A 25,432-nucleotide genomic window follows, 5' to 3' on the forward strand; every position below is an offset into this window, starting at 1 on the left:
TTTAATTTTATTCCCGAAAGAAAACAAAAATTACCTTGACATTCCAACTATGAAAATAATAATTTCTCCAGCCAAATCCCTTGATTACGAAACCGCTTTACCCACAGACCGATTTACATCAAGTGCATTTATGAAGCAAAGTAGGGTTTTGAATAAAGTGATTAAAGAAAAATCACCTAAAGAGCTTTCCGAATTAATGCATATTTCGGACAATCTAGCCGATTTAAATTGGAACAGAAACAAAGCATTCAAAACTTCTTTTACACCAGAAAACGCGCGTCCTGCCATTTACGCTTTTAACGGAGATGTGTATCACGGCATAGACCCTTACACGATTCCCGTGAATAAACTAGATGAATTACAAGACAAATTAAGAATACTTTCTGGTTTATACGGTTACTTAAAACCGCTAGATTTAGTACAGCCGTATCGATTAGAAATGGGTACTTCACTGCATTTTGAAGACTACAAAAACCTTTATGATTTTTGGAAACCCACATTAACCAAAAGCCTCAATAAAGAAATGAAAGAAGGAGAGTTGCTGATTAATTTAGCCAGTAAAGAATATGCTTCCGCACTTGATTTCAAGAAATTAAAAGCAACAATTGTAACACCTGATTTTAAGGATTATAAAGACGGCAAACTTAAAATCATCAGTTTTTACGCCAAGAAGGCGAGGGGATTGATGGTGCGGTATATTTTAGACACCAATGCGAAAACCGTTGAGGATTTAAAAGGATTTGATTACGAAGGATACAAACTGGATGGGAATCTTTCCAAAGAAAATAACTTGGTTTTTACGAGATAAAATAAAGGATTTAAGTGCTCAAACTTAAATCCTTTGGAAGATTTGATATTAATAGCTTAACAATATAAACAACAGATTTTCCTTAAATAATTTTGACTTTATAAATCTTGCACATAAATTAAATAAAAAAACAATCTACTTTTAATTCCATACACTACAATCAAATAGAATACGGACGACTACAAATACCATTACGAAAACAACAAAAACCATTACGAATGCATTTCCAGCTATTCCGTTGAGGTTTCCAACCACTAGGAAGAGGTTTCCGACTACTCCGTTGAGGTTTCCGATCACTAGGAAGAGGTTTCCGACCACTGGGAAGAGGTTTCCGAGTAAATTTTGACACTGTATAGTGCTATTTTATTGCAATTGACTACTTTTCTGTTTCTACCACATTTTTGATGAGAAAAATGTAATGGACAAGTACATTGATTTAAAATTAACTAAAATCAAAAAAACAAGTGTACACGAAAAAGTGAACGAAAAAAACCGTCACCTAAAAAACCTTGATAAAATAGAAAATCCCACACAACGTATGGGATTTTTTAGTTTTCACCCGATAAATAGCTGTTAGCTGATAGCTAGTAGCTAACCCCTTTCTTAATGCATCGCATCCGCAGGATTAATCTTATTTTTCCCTTTCTTAATAAAAAATATAATCGGGATACAAAACAAGAACATAATACCCAAGTACATAAAAATATCCATGTAAGACATTACGGTACTTTGTTTCATCACAGAAAAATCAATCACTTGATACGCTTTGGCCAAAGCCTCATTCGCCGTAAAACCTTTAGACATAAAACCGGCTTGCAATTGCTGAATCCTAGTTTGCAATTCCACTTTTGTAATATCTAAATGAGCAATCAGGTTTACCCGATGTTCTTGCGAGAACCGAGTGATAAAAGTGGTAATCAAAGCAATACCAAACGAACCTCCCAATTGTCGCATCATTCCTGTAAAAGCGGCTCCTTCACCAATATTTTTACCTTTTAAAGTTGAAAGAGAAAGCGTGGTAATTGGCACAAATAGCAGTCCTAAACCAACACCTCGAAGAATCAACGGCCAAAACATATGTTCCGCACCTGTATCGGGTGTGATGATGTTTCGCATCCAAAAGGTAAATATAAAGAATACAAAAAACCCAGCCGCCACCATATAACTTTGAGGAACACCTCTCTGGATTAACTTTCCAATAAAAGGCATCATAATAGCAGTAGTTATCGAACCCGGAATCAGTAACAATCCCGCATCAGTCGCCGTCCAGCCCAAAACAGATTGGGTGTAAATAGGAATAATCAAAGTAGAGCCGTACAATCCAAAACCCAAAATAAAAGTCATAATCGTACCAATTCGCAAATTGGAATCCTTCAGTACGCTCAAGTTTACAATCGGATATTTATAAGTAGACTCCCGCCAGATAAAAGCCAGTAGTCCAAAAACACTTACACAACTCAAAAACACAATAAGATTGTTATTAAACCAATCGTCTTGTTGCCCATGTTCTAAAACAAATTGCAACGAACCAATAAACGATGCCAAAAATATAATTCCCCACCAATCCACTTGATTGGCTTTCAGTTTCTCGCCATATTTCGGACTTTTTACAAAAGTAATCGTCAAGAACGTAGCAATAATTCCCAGCGGAATATTGATGTAAAAAATGTAAGGCCAAGAAAAATTATCTACTAAATAACCACCCAAAGGCGGACCTAAAGTGGGTCCCACAATCACACCCATTCCATAAATCGCTTGAGCCATTCCTCGTTTGGCAATCGGATAACTCTCAGTAATAATGGTTTGAGCCGTTACTAATAAAGCACCACCACCCAAACCTTGAATGAATCGGAACGCGACTAATTCCCAAATATTATCGGCATTTCCACATAAAAAAGACGAAACCGTAAAAAGTATTATCGAAGCCGCAAAGTAGTTTTTACGCCCAAACTGTTGCGAAAGCCAGCTCGTCATCGGAATCACAATCACATTTGCAATCGCATACGCCGTAATTACCCAAGCCACATCGGTCAACGTCGCACCAAGGCTACCACGCATGTCCGTCAAAGCCACATTTACAATCGTGGTATCTACAATTTCCAGCAAAGCACACATAACAGCCGTAATGGTAATAATGACACGTCTAAAGCCGTACTCTACTAAATCATCTTCTTGAACCATTTTCTGTATTTTATAAATTTATAAAACCGTTTTCTTATTTTTTTTATTTGGGCGTGACCCCGAAAAGGGGTCGGGCTGTCCACTCCCGCTTTTTTTTCTTGCCCATGAAAAATGGCCAAGAAAAAAAGAGCTCCGCTTCCATCCCTCACGCAAAATCAGGAATTACAAAAAATCTGTTTTTCAATACTCAAATTCCAATACTCAAATTCCAAATTCCATCTTCCAATCTTCCCCTCCTTCGGAGGGGCTGGGGGAGGATTTTACTTCACATGTACATCCACATCCACATTCATACCTGGACGTAAATTTTTCACTTTTTCAGCATCGTTATTTTTGTCAATCGTAATTTTTACAGGCAAACGTTGAATCGTTTTCACAAAATTTCCCGTAGCATTATCCGGAGGCAAAATCGAAAATCTAGAACCCGTAGCCGGTGAAAAAGAAGAAACAACACCTTCAAACTCGGTGTCTGGATAAGCATCCACTTTTAAAGTTACTTTTTGTCCCACAACCATTTTGCTCAATTGGGTTTCTTTAAAATTCGCAATCACCCAAACTTCGCTGTTATTAATCAAGTAAAACAACGACTGTCCCGGTTGAACAAACTGTCCTGGTTGGGCATTAATTTTCGAAACTTGCCCGTCAATAGATGCCGTTACAGCAGTGTAACTCATGTTTAGTTTTGCCGCATCTAAGGCTGCTTTGGCACGATTTACATTGGCTTCGGCAACATCCGTTTGTTTGCCAGAAACTGTAGTTTGTGCTACAATAGCTGATTTTTGGAACGCACTTGCTTTTTGTTGTTGTTCTAACATACGCAATTGACTTTCTGCTTCCAGTTTTTTAGCTTCCGCTTGTTCAAATTGCTGTTTGGTAATCGATCGGTTTTTGTACAAATTACTGTAACGCTCAAAGTCATTGGTAGCCAAATTCAATCGAATTTTAGCACTCTCAATAGTTCCCGCAGTCGATTTAAAATTGGCATCCGAAACCGAAACATTCGCATTAGAAGTTCCTACCGTAGCTTTAGAAACCATATAAGTCGCTTCCGCTGCAGCTAATGCAGCTTCTGCATCGGCAAGTTTTACCACATAATCTTTATTATCAATAGTAAATAAGGTATCTCCCTTTTTTACTTCTTGGTTATCTTGAACATACACTTTGGTAATGTAACCACCCACACGTGGAATAATCGGATTCATGTTCTTCTCTACTTGAGCATCATCTGTTTCTTCGTGAGCTAGAGCATGCATGTATTTTACAACGCCATACGTTCCGCCTAAAAGAATTAAAGCACCAAAGATGAATATGAATTTTTTGTTTGTTTTTTTATTTTCCATCGTATTTTAGTTGTTTGTGGTATTAAAAGATTGAGTAAGTTGTCCGGTTGCATGAAGTAGTTCATAGTACTTCAATACTACATTGGCTTTCGCATAAGCTTGATTAATTTTGGCTGTCAAATCTTGCAGATTGGCTTCTAATAAATCATTCGTATCCACCAATCCATTATCGTATTTGTCTTTTACAATCCTATAATTTTCAATAGTTTGAATTACCGATTGCTTGTAAAGTTGGTCTTGTTTGATGGCTAAAGTATAATTTTCTTCCGCTTCCACAATCCCAGTTTTGATATGGTCTGTCAAAGCCGCTTCCTGAAATTGCGTTTCCTCATAACGACTTTTAGCCGCTTTCACTTGTTTGGCATTTTTAAAAATACTGCTCAAGTTAAACGAAAGGCCTACGCCAAAATTCATCGCGTTTTCTACACGAACCACATTTTGTAAATCCAAAGCCGTGTAGCCACCCACCAAACTTACAGCGGGATAATAATCGCTTTGCGCCACTTTTATACCTGCTTCAATCGCTTTTTGTTGATAATGCAAGGATTCCAAATCCTTTCTGTTGGTTAACGCTTCGTCTTTCGATGCTGTTTTGAAATTAAATAAGTTGGCGTCAACGTTTTCAGGGCTAACTTTGATTACCGTATTTGCATCTAATTTTAAAAGTGTAATCAATTTGTTATTAATCAACTTCACGTTCTTTTGGGCTTCCGCCAAAGACAATTCAATTTGCGAACTCTGCAGTTGCGCTTTCAATAAATCATTTCGTGCCAATAAACCGTTTTGCTCCATTGCCTCAAAATCGGTGACTTGCTGATTGCTGCTTACCAAGTTTTCATTCAGCAGTTCCACAGATTTTTGCGCTTTATATAAACTCGCGTAATACTCAATTACTTGAAGTGCCACATTTTCTTTTGTGTAAGCTGAATTTGCCATTTCTGCATTGTAACTGTTTTCAGAACGTATAATGCTGTTGCGGATTTTAAATCCTGCAAATAAGGGCATACTTAAATTTGCCTGACCTAAAATCAGCTGATTTACTTTGGGTGAAGATGTAGTTTGAGCGTCTGGACTTGAACCTGCTTCTTGAGTCGAAATCAAATTAATATCCGCATTAGTCAATCGAAAATAATTTCCAGAAATTTTCAAATCTGGATATTGACTCATTTTAGTCGACTGCATTTCGAAAGATTTCGTGTTGACTTTGCTATCGGCCAGTTTAGATTCGTCACTTTTCGAAAGTGCAATTTTGACTGCTTCGTTTAAAGATAGCACTGTTTTTTCTTGACCTCTTGCCGAAAATATTCCTAAAATAGAAAAGACAAAAAGCAATTGGGATTTACATTTCATAAAGTAATATCGCTTTAATGGTTTGTTGAATGTGTTTTTTTAAATCAGTTTTGACGTAATTTTCAAAGGCTTCGTCAGTCGTTAAATGGAGGATATCTTCGTAGTAGGGACGGTTCATTTGAAAGTGGAAAAAGGTGCCCAAAATAGTAGGAACCAGTAAATCAATATTAACCTCCGAATTAAATATTCCTCGCATTTGACCTTCTGAAATAATCTGTTTCATGGAGGCAGAATTTCGCTTTTTAACCTGATTAAAAGACTCAAAATTCATCACTCTTTTTTTAGAAGATAATTCAAAGTGGATGATTTTATAGATGTCTTTATTTTGATTAATCCGGGTGAGATAGAGGTCAACTAAACGTCCAATTTTATCCAGAGGCGAGAGCGGTTCTTTGCTCAAGTTTTCAATTTGAATGGCCAGGTCATCCGTGCGAAATAACACCAAAGCTTCGAGCATTTTTTCTTTCGAACCAAAATAATAAGACACCATTGCAATGTTAATTTCAGCTGCTTTAGCGATGTCTCTTACGGAAGTTCCATCAAAGCCTTTTTCCGCAAAAAGCCGTTCGGCCACTTGCAAAATGCAGACTTGTTTTTCGTTAAAATTATCCATTCTTTAATTCAGTTTAAAATTGGACGCAAAATTAAACGATTGTTTAAATTAAACATTTGTTTAATTTATGTTTAACTTAATTTTAACAACTGGACATTTTTTAGAAAATAATTTTTTTGGTACTGAAAAGAGCTTCTTAATGTTTGAAAAAGACGTCAAAACAGCAATAGATAGATTTTATAGTATTTGTTTTTAATATTTAATAACAAATAGTTATGAGTATTTATATAAAGCGAATTTGAGGTATTGCAATTTCGCTTATCAGAAAGATTAAGATAAAAAATTTATAGAAAAATAAAACTAATTTTAATTCTTATTAATTGTCAATCCAGTTATTGAGCATTGTTTTACCATTTAGAGTCAAGATACTTTCTGGATGAAATTGTACACCTTTTACATCAAGGGTTCGATGCCTTAGTGACATTATTTCTCCCTCATCGTCTTCTGAAGTTGCCTCTAAAACGGATGGTAGATTGACGTTTACAACCCACGAATGGTAACGACCCACCTGCAAAATTTCAGGTAAATTTTGAAATAAAACTTCATCAGAAACCGTCGTTTTGATGAATGTGTGAACGCCGTGTTTTACCTCCTTTAACTGTTTCAATTTACCACCAAAAACTTCGGCAATTGCTTGTTGCCCGAGACAGATTCCTAAGATGCTTTTTGTAGTTGCATACGTCTCAATTACCTTTTTTAAAAGACCTGCTTCCGACGGCAATCCAGGTCCGGGAGAAAGTACAATTTTGTCAAAAAATCGCAATTCATCGAGGTCAAATTCGTCGTTTCTAAAAACGGAAACTTCACAATTTAATGCTTCAAAATAGTGAGCCAAATTGAAAGTGAAGCTGTCATAATTATCAATGATTACAATTTTTTTCATTGTAGAAAAAGGTTTATTTAGATTGCAAAAATAGCCTTTTTTAAAGCATAAAAAAACTCCTAATTTTTGCAAATTAGGAGTTGATATCTTGTAGCTTTTACAATTAATTTAGAATGATAATTCAACTGCTAAATCGAAATTATCGTAAATAACTTTGTCTCCTAAATTTTCAAAGAAATTTCCAGAGTTGTATTTTATATCGTATTTGGTTCGGTCAACAACCAAAGCTGCATTTGCTTTTGAACCTTTCACAATTAGGTCAAAAGTAACTGGATAAGTAATTCCTTTTAGAGTCAAATCAGCAGTTATGGTGTACAAACCATTTTGCTTCGCCGCCACTTTTGTAAAAACCAATGTTCCTGTTGGAAATTTCTCAGTTCCAAAAAAATCTTCCGATTTTAAATGACCTTCTAATTTTTCTTTTCCGCTTCCCGCTTTTAAATCAGTAACGTCAAGCGAAGCCATATTTACTACAAATGTTCCAGCAGTAAGTTTAGCTCCTTTAAATGTAAGTGAGCCTTCTTGGAATTTTACATTTCCTTCGTGTGAACCGGTTACTTTTTTACCAACCCAAGTAATATTACTTTTAGTTGCGTCAATTTTTTTAGTTTGAGCAGAAGTTAGTGATGCTACACCGAATGCCAAAAATGCAAGAGCAATAGTTTTAAAATTTTTCATGATTAATTGTTGTTAAAGTTTATAATGTGATAAATAATTCTTCGATTGGTTTTCTTACTTTTTTCAAATGTTGTGTTGTGTCACTTTCATGTCGGTAACCCAAAGTTACAATTAAAGTGGCTGACAATCCGATTTCAGGAAGTTGTAAAATTTTATTGACTGCATCACGGTCAAAACCTTCCATTGGAGTGGCGTCAATTTTCATGTCAGCCGCTGCAGAAAGGAGTGTTCCCAAAGCGATATACGTTTGTTTTGCGGTCCAAATTTCTTTTGCTTCTGGAGTTAATTTTGCTACAACTGAATTCATCATATCTGCAAAACCTTTCAGGCTTGTTGCTGGAATTTCTCTTACAGTAGCCATATTTTCGATGTAATTATGAATCTCATTTGTTCCTACATCCGTTATATTTGCGAATATCATCACGGCAGATGCCTCTGTAACTTGGGCTTGATTCCATGCAACATCTTTAATCTGCTGACGTTTTTCCTCGCTTTCTACCAAAATTACTTGATAAGGCTGCAAACCATAAGACGATGCGCTTAAACGAACCGCTTCTTTCAATATCTCCAAATCAGTTTTGGATATTTTTTTAGTTTCATCAAATTTTTTAGTAGCGTACCTCCAGTTGAGGCTTTCAATAATTGAATGTTCCATTTTATAATGTTCTTAATTTTTCTAGTAAATTATTTATTACAGTTAACTCTTCTGTAGTTAAGTTTTTTACCCATTTGGATTCAAATTGCTCGACTTTTGGGTTCACTTGTTCAAGTAATTTCAAGCCTTTATCAGTGATTGAAACTTCAATTTTTCGTCTATTGTCGGGACAAACTTCTCGTGTACACAATTCTTTCAACAATAATTTATCCACCAACCTTGTGGTATTGCTCGTTTTTGCAATCATACGTTCTTGTATCACGGACATGTTTGCTGGAATGCCTTTTTGACCTTTTAGAATTCGTAAAACATTGAATTGTTCTGTAGATAAATCATAAGATTTTAGCACTTCATTGAAGCGTTCTGCAATACAATTTTGAGTGTACATGATGTTCAGCAAAGTTTTCTTTGCCAATGGCATTTCGGAATTCGATTTTATAATGTCTTCTATTTTCATATTTCCTACTACAAAATTTGTAGGTACAAATGTAATGTAAATATCATTTGTAGATACAAATGTGCAATAAACTTTTGTTAAATTTATTTCAACGACCTAAAACTGGTTTTCAAGTAATAATTTTTAGAAAATCAACGGGTATACTTTTAAATGGTTTTTGTATTTTTGAAAAAAAGATATAAAATGAATTTAACACAACAAGAATGGGCTACTCAACTCGCTCAAGATGATAATGCCGTAATTCTAGACGTTAGAACGCCAGAAGAATGTGCAGAAGGAATAATCCCGAATGCAATTAACATTGATATTTATAAAGGACAAGGTTTTGTCTATGCAGTTCAAGAATTGGACGCATCCAAAAACTTTTATGTGTATTGCAAAGCTGGTGGAAGAAGTCAACAGGCTTGTAGTATAATGAACGAACTCGGAATTGAAAATGCCTATAATTTGATGGGTGGATTTATGAATTGGGAAGGCGAGAAGACATTGTAAGAAATTATATGTTGTAGAAAAGTATGTTGTAAATTGTAGAAAATCAGTTAAGTTTCAATACATTTTCTTACCATTTTAAAAGTAAAAAGGCTAACAGTTTTAAATTGTTAGCCTTTTCTATGCTGAAGATTACTTGATACTAATTGCAAAACCACCGCTTGTCGCCATGGACTGTTTTAGTTTTGTTTTTGAAGTTACTTTTATTTTTTTAATTATATATGCCTGTGGGTTTGTGATGTAATCTGCATCTTTTGCATCGGCATAGACAATAGCTTCAAATGTTTTTCCTTTTGGTAAAAAGCTAAAATCAACTGTAGCCATTCTTTTATTTTCGTCTGTAATTCCGCCCACAAACCATTCGTTTTTACCTTTTGCTTTTCTTGCTATTGTGATGTAATCGCCAGGTTCCGCTTCTAGAATGTAGCTGTCATCCCAGTCAAGTGCCACATCTTTAATGAATTGAAATGCGTCTAAATGTTTATTATACGTTTCTGGTAAATCGGCAGCCATTTGCAGCGGCGAATACATTGTTACATAAAGTGCCAGTTGTTTTGCCAACGTGGTATGCACAAAAGAAGTATTTTCTGGATTGTACTCCTTGATTTGTGTTTGAAAAATTCCTGGTGTATAATCCATCGGACCACCCATTAATCGTGTAAAAGGTAAAATAGTGGTATGATCTGCATTATTCCCTCCAAAGGATTCGTACTCCGTTCCTCGAGCCGATTCATTTCCAATTAAATTCGGATACGTTCTGCTCAAACCCGTAGGACGAACTGCTTCGTGAGCATTCACCATAATTTTATATTCGGCTGCTTTGGTAATAGCATATAAGTAGTGGTTGTTCATCCATTGTCCGTAATGGTATTCGCCACGAGGAAGGATATCTCCCACGTAACCACTTTTCACTGAATTATATCCGTTATCAACCATAAACTGGTAGGCATTGTCCATGTGTCGTTCATAATTTCTTGCAGAACCTGATGTTTCGTGATGCATCATCATTTTTACATTTTTTGAAGCAGCATATTCTTTTAAACCTTTCACATCAAAATCTGGATAAGGAGTTACAAAATCGAACACATAATCTTTCGATTTTCCAAACCAATCTTCCCAACCTTCATTCCAGCCTTCCACTAAAACAGCGTCAAATCCATGTTTAGAAGCAAAATCAATATATTCTTTTACATGATTCGTATTTGCAGCATGTTTCGGACTTGCTTTGGTTTTGCTATAATCGATTTCACCTAATTTTACACTTGTCAAATCATTATATGCCCAACTGCTTTTTCCAGTAATCATTTCCCACCAAACGCCTACATATTTCACTGGTTTTATCCACGAAACATCTTCGTATTTAGTTGGTTCGTTTAAATTTAAAATTAATTTCGACGCTAAGATATCTCTAGCATCATCACTTACAACAATAGTTCTCCAAGGAGTTTGCGTAGAAGCTTGCATATATCCTTTATTTCCAACAGCGTCAGGTGTTAAAAATGCGTTTAGAATCATCTTATCATCATCCAATTCTAGCGATAAGCACGAGTAATCAATTAATGCTGCTTCGTGAATATTAATGTACAATCCGTCATCAGACTTCATCATTAATGGCGTTTGTAACCCAGTAGGAGAGAAGGTTTGTTGTGAGGCGTTTGGCGTTACAGCCGCATCCATTTTGCTTCTTACTTCGGATAATTTGGAAGTTACCGTGCTGTATTCTTGGGTATCAAAATCACCTGGAAGCCAAAATGCTTTGTGATTTCCTGCTAAAGCAAATTGTGTTTTTTCTTCTTTAATAATAAAGTAAGTCAAATTACTTTGTTCTGGAAATTCATATCGAAACCCTAGTCCGTCGTTGAATAATCGAAAACGAATAGTGATAAATCTATTGTTTACTGATTTTTGCTGAATCGTTACAGCTAATTCGTTGTAATTGTTACGAATATTTTTTTGTTCACCCCAAACCGGCTGCCAAGTTTCATCGAAAGTATTATTTTTGAAATCTTTCAATGAAAAACCTTCAGTAAAAGAAGGAACATCCACAGTTTCAATTCCTAAAGTACTAGATTTAATAACCGTCTTGTTTTTATAAGTCAATTCATAAACCGGAACGCCATTTTGCGTCAAGCTAAAATTCATGCTTAGGTTCTTATCTGGCGATTGTAAGGTTTGTGCTTGAGATAAAATAACTCCAAGCAATAAAAGAAGGGATGTAAATAATTTTGTCATTTTGTTTTCAATTATAAATGGTCAAGCCTGTAAATTTAAGAATTATAGTCTTCTAAGTACACATTAAAACTGATTGTTACTAACAAAAAACAACATTACAACGTTGTAGTAGAAAAATTTTTATTTTAAAAGTTTATAAAATCTGATTAAAATTCTGTAATGACTTTTATAAAATCAATAATTAAATTTGAAAGAACTAAAAAAAACATTGCTATGAAAAATTACCACGATTACCAATCTTGTATTGAAGCTTGTTTAAAATGTGCTGCACTTTGCAACCATTGTGCTTCCGAATGTTTAACGGAGGAAGATATAAAAATGATGGCAAAATGCATTCAATATGACATGGAATGTGCTGCTGCTTGTTATGCCGCTGCACAATTAATGAGTTTGGGAAGCGAGAAAGCGAAAAATTTCTGCAAATTATGTGCGGAACTTTGTGAAAGATGTTACCAAGAATGCAGCCAACACGATATGAAACACTGTCAAGAATGTGCTGATGCTTGTAAAAAATGTGCAGAATTATGCCGACAAATGGCCGCTTAATTCTAGTTAGACATTACTTTATAAGCTGGGTCTTCCAAGATATTGACGTCGATAACTGCTTCAGCGTTTTTAAGTAATTGAATACAATCGTTGCTTAAATGTTTAAGGTGAACCGTTTTTCCGGCGTCATTGTATTTTTTAGTCAAATTATTCAAAGCATCAATTGCAGACATATCGTTTACCCGACTTTCTTTAAAATCAATAATAACGTTAGTTGGATCAGTATCAATATCAAATTTATCCATAAAATTCATTGTGGATCCGAAGAATAATGGGCCGTAAATTTCGTAATGTTTGACTCCTCTTTCGTCAGTATGAGTTCTCGCTCGAATTCTTTTGGCACTTTCCCAAGCAAAAACAAGCGCTGAAATAATTACACCAATTAATACTGCAAGCGCAAGATTATGCAGTAAAATTGTAATTACTGCAACCAAGATAATGACGAAAATATCATGTCTCGGCATTTTATTTAAAATTCGAAAACTAGCCCATTCAAAGGTGCCAACTGCAACCATAATCATAACTCCGACTAATGCAGCCATTGGAAGTTTTCCTATTACTGGAGAGCCAAAAAGGATGATAATTAAAATAGTAATTGCAGCAATAATTCCCGAGAGTCGCGCTCTTGAACCAGCAGACAAGTTGACTAAAGTTTGTGCAATCATTGGACAACCACCCATTCCATTGAAGAAACCATTTAAGATATTTGAACTTCCTTGAGCGATACATTCTCGATTACTTTTTCCGCGGGTTCCTGTAATTTCATCGACCAAATTCAACGTCAAAAGTCCTTCGGTCAATCCAACTGCCGCAAAAATTAGTGAATAAGGCGCGATAATTTTTAAAGTTTCTAAAGTCCAAGGAATGTTTGGGATGTGAAAAGGAGGGAAGCCGCCTTCTACAGAAGCGATATCTTGAACCGTTTTTGTATCAATTCCAAAAACCAAAACCAGTGCAAAAATAACAATTATAGCCACTAAAGTAGCTGGAACAGCTTTTGTGACTTTTGGAAAGAGGACAACAATAGCAATGGTTAAAGCAACCAATCCTAACATAATATATAAACTTTCCCCTTGGAGCCAAGTAGATTCGCCGTTGATAATTGTTTTGAATTGTTCGAGTTGCGACATAAATATAATTACCGCCAAACCATTCACGAAACCGTACATTACGGGTTGCGGGACGAGTCGTATGAATTTTCCGAGTTTGAATAGTCCGACTAAAATTTGAATAATTCCTGCTAATGCAACGGCTGCAAATACAAATTCGATTCCGTCTGATTTCATTAAAGCAATAACTACAACCACGGTTGCACCAGCTCCACCAGAAACCATTCCTGGTCTTCCGCCAAAAACGGCGGTTACTAAACCAGCAATAAATGCAGCATATAAACCTACTAGTGGAGGAAACCCTGCTAAGATTGCAAACGATAGCGATTCAGGAATCATGGTCATCGCTACGGTCAAGCCGGCTAGAATTTCATTTTTGTAGTTTATCTTCTGGGAAAAATCAAATAAATTTAGGACTTGCTTCATACGTTTGAAAGGTGGCTTTTAACAATTTGTTAAAAAACCTGTTAGAAAAATGGAACGATTTTCGAGTTTTTACTTTTAGTTAAAACGTAGGATTCGTTCAAAAGAAGTGCAAAAATATAAAAATTAGTCAGAGCGGCAAGCATAAGACGAAATTGACTTCCTTAACTTTACGTTTGCTTGTAAATAAAAAAAGTTTACTGATAGTATTCAGTAAACTTTTTTCAAATCACAATATAATAGTTAACCAATAATTAATTAAATCTGTTTTTTAAACGAATCATAATTTTGAATACTAATTAGGAATTAAAAACAAGCGAAAATTATTAGCTTTTAATAATCATCATCATCAAATCTTGCTTGTATTTCATAATAATCTTCTCTTTTTCTAATTCAAGAAGTTCCATTTTTAAATTATTAAACATTTCAGCTCCGTAACCAGAATTAAGAATCATTTCCTCTAATTGACTTTTCTTTTCACTACTTGGCGTCAAATTTTGATTCATAATTCCTGACTGCATTCTTGGCGCTAAAGCACTTTCATTTTCATTAACTGATTTATTTGCCTGAGAATTCATCGTTTCATTACTTTTTTCCATTTTTTCTATAGGTTTTTGAGTTAATTCTTCACTCATATTAGTTATGGGTGTTTTTATTTTATTTCGTTCTTCTTGTTCTAATCTAGCTGATGCTTCTTCACGTTCTTTTCTCTCAAACGAAGCCTTTGCTAATCTCGCAGCTCCTTCTTCAATTTCTTTTCTATCAAGTTCTGCTTTGGCTAATCTATCCGTTTCTTCTCTCGCAAGTTCATCGTTAGTGATTTCATTTAGAGCGGAATTTGCTGATTGTTTTCTCGCAAGTGCTTGTCTGTCATATTCTTCTCGAGCTAATTTTGCAGATTCCTCTTTTACAATTTCCTGCTTTATAATTGCTTCTTTTTCCGCGTATTTAGCGGCATCAAGATTTTCATTTAAAAATGATAAATCTCCGTCAAATTTTAAGTCTGAATATTCTTCCATTTCTATTTTTTTTTAATTACTATTATTGTTTTCCTCTTCACTATCCCCAGAGGAAATGTAGTAACCTTTGTTATTTTCATTTCCTTCAACCATATTTTTCAGTCCTCCTTTTTCGCTTATTTCTTTTTGATAAAGCTCTTCATAATCTGGAGTATACAGTGCATCTGGCACTACATGAACATCAAAATTGGCTTCTAATTTATCCATCTTATTTAAATTACCATACACATAAATAAAATGGTTCACAAGTCCGATGTTTTTATTACTATTATAAGTTAACTCTATATAGCCTGTGCTTTGGGCAGGAACCACTTCTAGAGCTCCTTTCTTAACAATTACACAACCACATGATGTCAAAATATCCGTAATTTTAAACGGGTAATCGCTCGTATTTTCCAACTTAACTATGATGTTAAGTTCTTGTCCTTGTGTAATGGGGTAATAATGTCTTACCGGATCCACTATTTTCACGTCGACTAATTCCTCCTTATATTCACAAGAAACTATGAGTGCGAAAACTGTTAGCAATTTAAGCAATCGAATTGATTTTTGAGCAATTGAAATTGTAGAATTATTTGTACAAATAGATTTCATCACAAGCGAATTTATTTAAGGTTTTATCGCGATAAATTTTGATTTTTATCACATCATTAGGCTCTAGAACCACTGTAGATTCAAGGGTTAAGCGTTCTGCACCTTCCGAAATATTTTTTTCTGGTAGGATTGTTTTAGCAATTTTGTTATTTACAAGAACTTCAATTCTGTCCGGAGCTCTCATATTCAAACGCTCGTCTAAGAGGAAATTGAATTTAAAATGATACTTTCCTGCTTCTTTTGGAGCGGTAATTTTGGCGGTTAAATCGTGAGCACTTACAATTAGCCAAGCATTATGATAGTCAGATGTCAGACCGGGAATTCCATCCGTTAGTAAAGTGGCATCAGTATAACTTTCGTCAAGTTCACTCGTAATCGTTAATGTTTTCTGATTAAGTAAATTAGACGGATATTTACCATCTATAATCGTTTTTTTGACTTCCTTTAAATAATTTGTAACATTTCCTTCGCGTTCCCGTGTTATGAAGATGTCATTTTTCTTATGCTGTTCGGAAAGAAAAGTAAACCTCTCTTTGAAATTTTCTCGAACTTGAATTTTATCATTTTTTAAAGTGGCAAAGCCAAAATCTTCATCAAATCTATTTGCTAATTGAATTTGCATCGCAGAAAAAGTCAATGCTGTATACAATTGATTCATTCGATTGACAACTTCTTCATTTCCTGTATCTTTTAAATCCTTTATGGTAGTGTAAAAATCAAAGAACTCGGCGTTATTTAAGTATGTTCCGGTCATTTTTTTAACTCCGTTGTATAAATCCAAATTGTAGTTCTTTTTTTGCATCGTTTTTTCAAGTCCAAGAATGTAATCGGCTACGATTTGACCTGATTCACCATAATAAAAGTTACAATATCTGCTAACCAATTGATTTATATCTAAACTTGGGTCTTGCATTAAAGCTCCGATAACATAAGTATGAACTGCATTAAAAGTACTGTAATCGTATCCCGCACCATTTGCGAAAACGCCGTTTACCTTTAATTTTTTGTAATAACTGAAATTTATTTTACAAATAGATAATGGAGCGTAAGGTGTAAGGTAATCATCAAAATTTGAAATATAATCCCAGACATAAACGCTTGGGCACACTTTTTTCCAGTTAGTTACTTTAGATTCAAATTCCTTTAAATTTCCATTATTCAAATACAATTCAAACTTTCTTGGAATATTAATCGAGCTGATAATTATTGCAGTATTTTTGGGCATTACGGAAGTTGGTGGCGTTTTTACCGAGATATAATCAATGGTTAAAAATGTATGAGTAGGAAAACGATTAGCTAACTTATTCACCAAAGCAATTACCGAGAAGCTGGCATCATTTTTTGTATTTCCCAGCTTTGTGCAATAACTACAGGTGCAAACTAGGCCATTATCTGCGGGACCAATAACAAAGTTTTGGCTATAACTTTCTTTTTCGCCAAAATTGTTAATAATGTAATTTTCTAAAAATGAATAGGTTTCAGGATTTCCAAAGCAAAGTTGTTTTTTATTGACTTCACCATTGACAACGCTGTAATATTCATTTTTTGGATTTTTGTTGACTATATTAAAAAGTTGGTGTCCCCAAATTCCCCAATCTTTTTCTACACTATTGGTATTGATAATCACATCATAACCTTCAACCAAATTCGCTTTTAAATAAGGTTCTCTATATTTGAAAGCAAAATTTCCTTCTTTTGAATCTTTAAAACTTACAATAGCAGGAGGTAAGTCATCTGCATTCATTTTTGAATCATTTTCGCTTAGCGCCTGAAAATACTGATAAAACAACCAATATAATGTTTTTTTGGAATTTGCTTTAAAAGTTAATTTATTATCTTTTTTAACAATTTCATAATCGCTACTTAAATTTGAATCTACAATTGCGTCAATGAACTGAACTGATGAGCTATTAGCGGGAATTACATCCACTCCTTGCTTTAAAACTACTCCTTTTTCGGTTCTTTTATTTAGGTGATAATACAAATAATCTAAAACTACTTTGTTTCCGTCCGTTGCTTTAGTAATTACATAGTTGTCATACGCAATCGCTTGTTTGTCCTGATGGGAATTCCCACAAGAAAATAATAAAGTGCATAAGATAGTTTGTAATAAAATCATTTTCATAAGGAGTATATCGCGGTGAAATATAAATTGTATAAGTTGCTGTATGATTGTGGATTGTATTTAAAATTGTACCAATTTCCTAGCAAACCTAACGATAAACGTTTGTTTACCATATATTGTCCACCCGCTCCAACCATCGTGTTGAAGGCGTTGTACGAGTCATATAAAGACAAATCTAAAGCTCCAGATTCAGGCACGGTTCCCGCGGAAGCCATCGCTTGAAGAAAACTTTTATTATTGTCAAAAATATAAAATCTAGATTGTGCAAGGACATTATATAAGGTAAGTGAACTATCAGTGCGATAAATATTGGCTTTAGCATTGAGCCACATATTTTCACTGTCATGTGAAACACCAGCCACAATACTAGTCAAGGTATACACATCGGGTAAGTTTCTGTATCCTAACCCAAGTTCTAATTCAAAATCCTGTAAAAAAGTTCTGTAAACACTTGCATTTGCAATTATTTTAGCAAAATATCTCGAACCGTAGCCTAAATTTGCAGTAACATACGTCTTAGGATTTAAAACACGCGTCCATTCTGCTTGTGCCAAAACGCCTGATCCTAAATCTCTACCTGTATAAAATAAACGTCCTGTATACGTATTTTCTGCTGACTGAAAACGAGTATATTCTAAACTTGCAATTGAACTCACATTAATTTGGTCCGCGAAGCGACTTCGCAGATAGGTAAGTGCAATTTGGTTTCTATATGATTTATTTTGCAACCATTCCATTTGCTTGTTGAAAGCAGCTTCTTCAAGAGGGGAAGGTGTGTAAAATTTCATATACTCAAATGCATTTCCGTAATCTTTTGCAAGTAAGTAGGCTTGTCCCCTTTGATACATCAACTCTTTGTTGTTCGGGTCATATTTTAAGGCTAAGCTCGTTACATTTCTTAATTGTTCCTCGTCTTTCAGTTTGAATAAAACTGCACCATAATCTAATGCAAATTGTGTATTAGCATTTATAACACTTTGATTATATTGATTTTCAACTAAAAGTGCTTTTAGAATATTGTTTGCGGTTCCAAATTCCTTAGTTTTTGATAATGCTTCTGCGTATTTGGTTTTAAATAAAATGCTGTCTGGATTTGCTTCAACAGCTTGTTGAGCATATTTAAGCATTAAATTATAATCTTCAGTACTAAAAGCAGTGTTGATGGCATAAGTGTAAGCCAACTCGCTGTCTGGATTTAACAGAATTACTCGATCAGCAACTTCAAAAACCTTCTGTGTTTGACCCGCAATAATTAATTTTTTGATAAACTGCATTCCAATTTCATCATAAGCAATCAGGTGACTTTGAAATTCCTCCATACTGGCATTTTTCATATACTCTTCGTAAATAGTCAATGCTTCTTCATCACGATCCATTGCTATTAAAACACTTACCTTTCGAAAAATATTATTGCTATTATTTGGATATTCGCTATTTAATTTTTGAACTGTAGCATAAGCTTCTTCTTTTCTGTTTAATTTCAAATACACTTCTGTCAACTCCTGCATGCTTTTTTCAGAGTAATCATTCTTCGGAAGATTTGTTAAAAATGTCAACTGGATTAATGCTTCGCGATATTGGTGATTCAACATATTTTCACGCGCCAACTTATATTGATAACTAGTGTAATTTTCACGAATATCATAATCGTTCGGAAAACGACTGTATAATTTGGCTAAAATGGCGGTTGCTTTGGGTTCATTTCCCATTTGAGAATACAAAGTGTATTCCTTTGAAAGAATATCTTTAGTTTCACCACCTGATTTTTTCGCAATAGCGATGTAGTGTTGTGCATCAGAATAAAAACCTTTTGAAAGCGAGGTATTCAATAAATAATTTAATGCTTCTGCATTTCCAGGAGAACGTTCTAGAATTTTGCCGTATAAAGTATAGGGGTCGCTGTCATTCTGAACTCGTGCATTTTGTAACAACAATTGATTATACAAGGCGGTCAATTGTGCATTTCCATTTTTGTTTTTAGATTTAATAAAACTCATCGCTTCATTATAATCACCTTTATCTGCTAAAATAGATGCTTTTTTGGTGATTAAATAAGAATTATTGGGCATGTACGTCAAAGCTCTGTTGGCATAAACCAACGCTTTGTCGAAATCTCCAGCAGCAATATGGGTATTGATAACATCTACATATAAATCCGGATTTGTTTTGTCAACAAGCATTAATTCATTTGTCAATTTTAAAGCCTCTTCTAATTTTCCAGATTTCTTTAATGCGCTAATTTCCGTTTTCAGATTATAACGATAATCTTGTTGGATTTGTTCATCTTCAGGATAAATTTGATTGATTCTTCTCAATAATCTATTTGCTTCTTCATTATTACCTTGAAGTTTATACACTTCAATTTTCTTACGCCAAAGACCTTTCCAGTACGGATTTACTTCTAGTAATTCGTTGATGTAACAAATAGCTGCTGAATAATGTTTCTCCTCAATTTCAACATTTGTCAAAATTTGTTTGGCATCCACATTATTTGCATCATACTGCAAACTTTTGATTAAATTGTATCGTGCCTTGTCATTATTTCTTTTGTAATGGTAGTATTTACCGTTAAGCATCAATAAATCGGCATCGTACGGGCTTTCTTTCAATCCAATATCTACAATTTGTTTTGCTTCTTCCCAACGTTCTTGTTTGAATAATTTATTAGCTTTAGTAAAGTTAGATTCCTCTGTAACTTGACCATACATTTTTGCAGAAAAGAGTGTGCTAAAAGTTAGGACTAGTGCAAAAATCGCGGTATTCTTCACTATTGAATTTTTTGTAAACATATTATTTATTGTAAAGGTTGAGCTTCAACCTGTTTGAATTTATTGGGTTTATTTTCGTCTGACCCTTGTCTTGTCATAGTTCCCCACTCAAAATCTCGTTTTGTAAGATAATCAATGTAACCTCGAATATTGAAAAATACAATTAAAGGATGGTAAATAAAAGGTTCTAGTAAACAAAATAAAACCAACCGTAAGTATTCTCTATTATTAAATCGGTGTTCCAAAAGTCGTTCATAAAGAAGCGTAGTTAACGAAAGTGACACTCCAAATATGTAGACAAAAAATAACATTAAAAATGCGGTGTTCCAATTTATACCTCCTACTAACAAGAGATAAATTGTTGCCAGATATCCGATTAACTCAATAATTGGAGCAAGAAATTCATAAATAAAAATGTAAGGAAATGTAATTAACCCCATTTTCTTAAATTTTCTATTGAAAAGATATTTTCTATGTATAGAAAATATTTGGAACAATCCTCGAGCCCAACGTGTTCGTTGACGGTTCAATACACGAAATGAAGGAGGTCCTTCAGTCCAGCAACAGGTGTCAGGTACTTGCTCAATTTTGTACGGCTTTTGATAATTAATCATATAAGCAATCATACGAGTGGTCATATCCATATCTTCCGCATGGGATAAAGGATCATAACCTCCAGCACTAATTGCAATTTCTTTGTCAAATAATCCCAATCCACCAGAAACGTTGTGAACCGCATTTATTGTTGAGAAACCCATTTTACCAATCAAATAACTTCTCAAATACTCAATTTCTTGGTATAAAGGAAATATTCGGGTTGGCAATCGCGTTTCTACCATAACGCCATTTTCTACCTTACAACTGTTTACCATTCTCATTGTAGCACCAACTGCAATTACACGTGTTTTGGTACTAATAATTGGCAAAATCATTTTACTTAAAGCTTCACGATCCAATACACAATCCACATCTGTACAAATAAAGTAAGGGTATTTAGCTACATTTACTCCTGCATTGGAAGCATCCGCTTTGGTTCCACCATTTTCTTTATCCACAACAATTAATCTACTGTATTCAGGATTTGTTGATTTGAAAATTCGTTTAAACGGTTTCGTTTTTATTTTTTCAACATAAGCATACGTGGTTTCCACCATCTCGAAATTGTCAATTAATAACTGTAAGGTATCGTCTTTACTACCATCGTTTACAATAACTACCTCAACGGTGGGGTAATTTACCGTCATCATCGAAATCACATTATTAATAATAGATGTTTCCTCATTAAATGCGGGAGCGATAATTGAAATTCCAGGAATGAATGGCGATTCTCTAAAAATTTTTTCAGTTTCAGAACTCTTTTTTGCCATCAATTGAGTCAGTTTATGAAATGCCAAAATAGCTAACGTAGTATAGACCAAAACTAGAGAGAAGGCATAAAAGAAGATTACATATTGGTAGGCATATAAAATTGTATCCATAAAAGTTCAATAATTAATTTAAAAGCAAAGGATTTTTAATGTGTTCAAAAATGAGGTGATCAAATCCTTTTGCATCACGCTCCAAAACTTCAATTACTCTGTGTCCGTTTATTTCAGAGGCATAAATAGCTTCACCTAACGCCAATTTCAGACCTGGCTCATAGGCTTTCTCAAATGCATGCACATAAAAAGGAAGTAAAAATTTATCGGTTTGAACATGTTTTAGATTGTTTATAATTGCCAATTGTACGTTTTCAGATACCGCATTATAATTTCGAATTAAATTATAAGCCATATCTTCAATACCCAAAATCTTCATGGTTTCAATAATTTGAATTTTAACCTGATCACTTGGAGTCATTTTGAAGAAATCATACAGAAACTCTTTGTTTTCAATTTGATTATAAAAACCAATTTCATAAATAAACAATGCTTGTAAGTTTTCGTTCTTTACTTTTGGAACCCAACGAATAAAGTTCGGAATCGTTTGAATGGGTCTGTGTAAAAGGATATCGTGGATTTTAACTTTATCCCAAACGGTAAAATCTTTATCAAATTCCTCATCAAAAAACCGAAACGGATCATGTTGACTCAAGTGAATTTGGGCAATACGGGCTTTTTTACGAAGTTCACTATTTTTATGATAAACCAATGTCGATAATACTGATTCTGAAATCGTAGCGCGAAGTTCGATAATGTTTTGAAGGTTTTCCATCTTTACCTTCATCGATTTAGAAGTCAACTTTTCATCCCAATAAGGTGTCAGATTGAACAGCCTAGATAATGATTGAAGATTTTCGTAGTTGAATTGATCAGGAAATTCGCGTTTAATAACCAACATTTCATAAACAATATCTTTTTGTCTCGGATGGCACCTTGCTTTAATTTCATCAAAATCACGTTGTAGTGATTCAAATGAAATAACTTCTTCAAAAGTTAGAATCTCTTTTAAAACAGTATAACAATCACTATTATCTTTTCGAATTTCCTCACGTCGCTCTCTTCTTTTTCTAACGTAATAATTGACTAAGCTTAGAATTCCGTAGAAAATTAATAATAGTATAAAAAGAATGGTGGTTATTACAGCAATGCGTATCACCATTGGCATGATGATAAACTTGTAGTAAAGATTCTCAAATAAGTTATAAATTATATACATTGAATAAAATTGTAATCTAGTTATCAATTGTGACGGTATTCGCAGTGAATCACGTAACACTTTTCAAGTTTTTCCGGTTTTAATCCTATCGCCAATAATTGAGGGATATAATTGCAGTCGTCAAACTCAGTTACAAAGATCACTTTATTTTACTGAAGAAGTTGTAGTTATATCACATATTGAGATGTAGAATAATATCTACAAATTTTTACTTAGGTGGTTCAATAGGAACTGAAAAAGACAGCTAATAACTTATATTATTAGCTGCCTTTCCAGAACTGAAATTATTTTTTTATCTATTTATTCAATTGATAAAAAGAGCGTTCTATCTCTTCTTGGCAAGTCGGATGTGCAATTTCAACTAATGCTTTTGCTCTTTGTGTTAGTGATTTACCATATAAATCTGCAATGCCGTTTTCGGTAATAATGTATTGAACATGTGACCGTGTTGTTACGACGCCGGCACCTTGCTTTAAGAAAGGTACAATGCGACTTTCCCCTCTTTTAGTAATCGATGGCAATGCAATTATTGCTTTTCCGCCATCACTTAACGAAGCACCTCGGATGAAATCCATTTGTCCACCAACGCCAGAATACATTTTTGCACCAATAGAATCGGCACAAACTTGTCCTGTTAAATCAACTTCAATTGCTGAATTAATCGCAACCATATTGGGGTTTTTACGGATGATAGATGTGTCATTAACAAACGACGATTCACGCATTTCTACAAACGGATTGTTGTCTACAAAATCATACAAGCGTTGTGAGCCAATTAAAAAAGTAGCCAAAGCTCTGTTTTTAACCACTTTTTTGTATTTGCAATTGATGACGCCACTTTCAATTAAATCAATCACTCCATCGGAAAACATTTCAGTATGCAAACCTAAATCTTTGTGCGTCGTAAGATTGGCCAAAGCCGCATTTGGGATTGAGCCAATTCCCATCTGTAACGTACTTCTATCATCAATTAGTGAAGCAACAAGTTTTCCTATTCGTTGTTCGGTTTCGGATATTTCTTCAATACCGTGACCATGAATTGGTGTATTGCATTCTACTAAATAATCAATTTTAGAAACGGCAATCAGGCTGTCGCCAAAGGTTCTCGGCATTTTATTATTAACTTGAGCTACCACAATTTTAGAATTCTCTATAGCGGCAACAGTAGCTTCAACAGAAGTACCTAACGAACAATATCCGTGTTGATCTGGAGGTGAAACATGTATAAAAACAACATCCAGCAATACGGCTTTTTTACGGAATAAATTGGGTAATTCACTTAGGAAAACAGGCGTGTAAGAGCCATTTCCGTTTTGAATAGTGTGTCGTACATTTTTACCTATAAAGAACGAATTGACATGGAAACTATCTTTCAATTCTAAATTGGCATAGCGTGCTTCGCCTTCAGTATGAAGGTGACAAATTTCAACATTTCTTAATTCTGAAGCACGTTCAGTTAATGCATTGGTTAGTATTGTTGGTGCTGCTGCAGCTGCTTGAATATATACGCGGTTGTTGGATTGTACTACTTTTACAGCTTCTTGTGCAGTGACATATTTGCTCATATTTTTTTATTTCAAAGTTAAGGGAGAATATATAGTGGTACTATGATAAATGTCAATTTAAGTTTGATTTTAACTAATAATCGGGTGAAATCTGTTTAGTAATCGAAATTGGTACTCAATTGCAATTTTGCTAGTGCCAATTTAGTGATTTTGTTCTTGTTTCTGAGGCGAGTCTTGTTGTTGTATAGAATATGCTCTGCTATTTGCTTGTGTTTCGATAGTTATTATACAGAGACTTTTATTAATTACGATTATTGTAGCATTATTTATAAATGTTCTTTCATGAGTAACAAATGTGCCAAGCATATTTATAGATGTTCCATACCTATTTACTAATGTGCCAAGCATATTTATAGATGTTCCATACCTATTTACTAATGCGCCAAACATATTTATAGATTTACCATACCTATTTGCTAATGTGCCAAGAATATTTATAGATGTTCCATACCTATTTACTAATGTGCCAAGCATATTTATAGATGTTCCATACCTATTTACTAATGTGCCAAGCATATTTATAGATTTACCATCATAAGTAGCGACTTTACTTTTAATATTTATATGAATCATATAGTTTTTGATACGAATCATATCATTTTTTATAGGGATGCTTTCAATATTTATGTAAATACTTTCGTTTTGTGCTTATAACTCTTTGTGAGGGGGTAAAGGAGTATTACTGATTGTTTGTGACTTTTTAGTATAAAATGTATCTTTGAGTTTACTACCTGTAAAATGTATGCTAAAGCATTTTGGAGATAACGTCATTGATTTTTAAATAAAAAGTTGAAGTTTATTGGAGCTTTGTCTGATGATTTACAGGGGTTAAACTGGCATATAAATCATCTTGAGGAGGTGGAAGTTATGATGCGGTTTTAGCGTAAAATTTGTAATTTCAATTAATACCGAAAGTGTATTGTATAAATTAATCGACTTAGGCGTGGGGAAGGAGTGGTA

Annotated in this window: 21 protein-coding genes; 3 read left to right on the forward strand and 18 right to left on the reverse strand. The window is 34.2% G+C overall.

Annotated elements, in window-relative coordinates:
• Positions 1-49 precede the first annotated feature (49 nt).
• On the forward strand, positions 50-808 hold the full coding sequence (gene yaaA / locus ACQ5J2_RS09380; protein WP_432670146.1) for a peroxide stress protein YaaA: 759 nt from the start codon (positions 50-52) through the stop codon (positions 806-808).
• Between the two features lie 603 nt (positions 809-1,411).
• On the opposite strand, the gene ACQ5J2_RS09385 is transcribed toward yaaA, so the two are convergent.
• The 8 genes from ACQ5J2_RS09385 to ACQ5J2_RS09420 form a co-directional block, all read right to left on the reverse strand.
• Positions 1,412-2,989, reverse strand: a complete 1,578-nt coding sequence (locus ACQ5J2_RS09385; RefSeq protein WP_432670147.1) for an MDR family MFS transporter — start codon at positions 2,987-2,989, stop codon at positions 1,412-1,414.
• A 260-nt stretch (positions 2,990-3,249) separates the two neighbouring features.
• Positions 3,250-4,329, reverse strand: a complete 1,080-nt coding sequence (locus ACQ5J2_RS09390) for an HlyD family secretion protein (RefSeq protein WP_432670148.1) — start codon at positions 4,327-4,329, stop codon at positions 3,250-3,252.
• A gap of 6 nt (positions 4,330-4,335) precedes the next feature.
• Positions 4,336-5,679: a TolC family protein gene (locus ACQ5J2_RS09395; protein WP_432670149.1), complete on the reverse strand. Its 1,344-nt coding sequence runs from the start codon at positions 5,677-5,679 to the stop codon at positions 4,336-4,338.
• Positions 5,669-6,292, reverse strand: a complete 624-nt coding sequence (locus ACQ5J2_RS09400) for a TetR/AcrR family transcriptional regulator (protein ID WP_432670150.1) — start codon at positions 6,290-6,292, stop codon at positions 5,669-5,671. The genes ACQ5J2_RS09395 and ACQ5J2_RS09400 overlap by 11 nt, the downstream gene beginning before the upstream one ends.
• Positions 6,293-6,608: 316 nt before the next feature.
• A complete protein-coding gene (locus tag ACQ5J2_RS09405; protein WP_432670151.1) occupies positions 6,609-7,175 on the reverse strand; it encodes an anthranilate synthase component II in 567 nt (188 codons plus the stop codon).
• Between the two features lie 108 nt (positions 7,176-7,283).
• Positions 7,284-7,853 (reverse strand): YceI family protein, encoded by a 570-nt coding sequence (locus ACQ5J2_RS09410; RefSeq protein WP_432670152.1) that lies wholly within the window; start codon positions 7,851-7,853, stop codon positions 7,284-7,286.
• A 19-nt stretch (positions 7,854-7,872) separates the two neighbouring features.
• Positions 7,873-8,508, reverse strand: coding sequence for an NAD(P)H-dependent oxidoreductase (locus ACQ5J2_RS09415; RefSeq protein ID WP_432670153.1), 636 nt, complete (start codon positions 8,506-8,508; stop codon positions 7,873-7,875).
• A gap of 1 nt (position 8,509) precedes the next feature.
• Positions 8,510-8,965 (reverse strand): MarR family winged helix-turn-helix transcriptional regulator, encoded by a 456-nt coding sequence (locus tag ACQ5J2_RS09420; RefSeq protein WP_432670154.1) that lies wholly within the window; start codon positions 8,963-8,965, stop codon positions 8,510-8,512.
• A gap of 183 nt (positions 8,966-9,148) precedes the next feature.
• Between ACQ5J2_RS09420 and ACQ5J2_RS09425 the strand changes: the two genes are divergently transcribed.
• Complete coding sequence (locus ACQ5J2_RS09425; protein ID WP_432670155.1) at positions 9,149-9,457, forward strand: rhodanese-like domain-containing protein; 309 nt, start codon at positions 9,149-9,151, stop codon at positions 9,455-9,457.
• Between the two features lie 129 nt (positions 9,458-9,586).
• On the opposite strand, the gene ACQ5J2_RS09430 is transcribed toward ACQ5J2_RS09425, so the two are convergent.
• On the reverse strand, positions 9,587-11,686 hold the full coding sequence (locus ACQ5J2_RS09430; RefSeq protein WP_432670156.1) for a glycoside hydrolase family 97 protein: 2,100 nt from the start codon (positions 11,684-11,686) through the stop codon (positions 9,587-9,589).
• 213 nt (positions 11,687-11,899) lie between these two features.
• Here ACQ5J2_RS09430 and ACQ5J2_RS09435 point away from each other — a divergent pair, with 213 nt between their 5' ends.
• Positions 11,900-12,232, forward strand: a complete 333-nt coding sequence (locus ACQ5J2_RS09435) for a four-helix bundle copper-binding protein (RefSeq protein ID WP_432670157.1) — start codon at positions 11,900-11,902, stop codon at positions 12,230-12,232.
• A 2-nt stretch (positions 12,233-12,234) separates the two neighbouring features.
• Here ACQ5J2_RS09435 and ACQ5J2_RS09440 read toward each other — a convergent pair whose 3' ends face one another.
• From ACQ5J2_RS09440 to ACQ5J2_RS09480, 9 genes are all read right to left on the reverse strand, one after another.
• Positions 12,235-13,767: a SulP family inorganic anion transporter gene (locus ACQ5J2_RS09440; protein WP_432670158.1), complete on the reverse strand. Its 1,533-nt coding sequence runs from the start codon at positions 13,765-13,767 to the stop codon at positions 12,235-12,237.
• 323 nt (positions 13,768-14,090) lie between these two features.
• A complete protein-coding gene (locus ACQ5J2_RS09445) occupies positions 14,091-14,783 on the reverse strand; it encodes a hypothetical protein (protein WP_432670159.1) in 693 nt (230 codons plus the stop codon).
• 12 nt (positions 14,784-14,795) lie between these two features.
• Complete coding sequence (locus ACQ5J2_RS09450) at positions 14,796-15,377, reverse strand: DUF1573 domain-containing protein (RefSeq protein WP_432670160.1); 582 nt, start codon at positions 15,375-15,377, stop codon at positions 14,796-14,798.
• Positions 15,355-17,496, reverse strand: coding sequence for a DUF4838 domain-containing protein (locus ACQ5J2_RS09455; RefSeq protein WP_432670161.1), 2,142 nt, complete (start codon positions 17,494-17,496; stop codon positions 15,355-15,357). Before ACQ5J2_RS09455 ends, ACQ5J2_RS09450 begins: the two co-directional genes overlap by 23 nt.
• Positions 17,497-17,498: 2 nt before the next feature.
• Positions 17,499-20,291, reverse strand: coding sequence for a YaiO family outer membrane beta-barrel protein (locus tag ACQ5J2_RS09460; RefSeq protein WP_432670162.1), 2,793 nt, complete (start codon positions 20,289-20,291; stop codon positions 17,499-17,501).
• A gap of 5 nt (positions 20,292-20,296) precedes the next feature.
• The gene (locus ACQ5J2_RS09465; protein WP_432670163.1) at positions 20,297-21,748 is read right to left on the reverse strand and encodes a glycosyltransferase family 2 protein; all 1,452 of its coding nucleotides are present in this window, start codon (positions 21,746-21,748) and stop codon (positions 20,297-20,299) included.
• Between the two features lie 13 nt (positions 21,749-21,761).
• The gene (locus ACQ5J2_RS09470; protein ID WP_432670164.1) at positions 21,762-22,907 is read right to left on the reverse strand and encodes a hypothetical protein; all 1,146 of its coding nucleotides are present in this window, start codon (positions 22,905-22,907) and stop codon (positions 21,762-21,764) included.
• Positions 22,908-23,203: 296 nt separating this feature from the next.
• On the reverse strand, positions 23,204-24,472 hold the full coding sequence (locus ACQ5J2_RS09475) for an acetyl-CoA hydrolase/transferase family protein (protein WP_432670165.1): 1,269 nt from the start codon (positions 24,470-24,472) through the stop codon (positions 23,204-23,206).
• A gap of 141 nt (positions 24,473-24,613) precedes the next feature.
• The gene (locus ACQ5J2_RS09480) at positions 24,614-25,066 is read right to left on the reverse strand and encodes a hypothetical protein (RefSeq protein WP_432670166.1); all 453 of its coding nucleotides are present in this window, start codon (positions 25,064-25,066) and stop codon (positions 24,614-24,616) included.
• Positions 25,067-25,432 lie beyond the last annotated feature (366 nt).

The organism is Flavobacterium sp. SM2513 (assembly GCF_050908145.1).
Taxonomy (GTDB): domain Bacteria; phylum Bacteroidota; class Bacteroidia; order Flavobacteriales; family Flavobacteriaceae; genus Flavobacterium.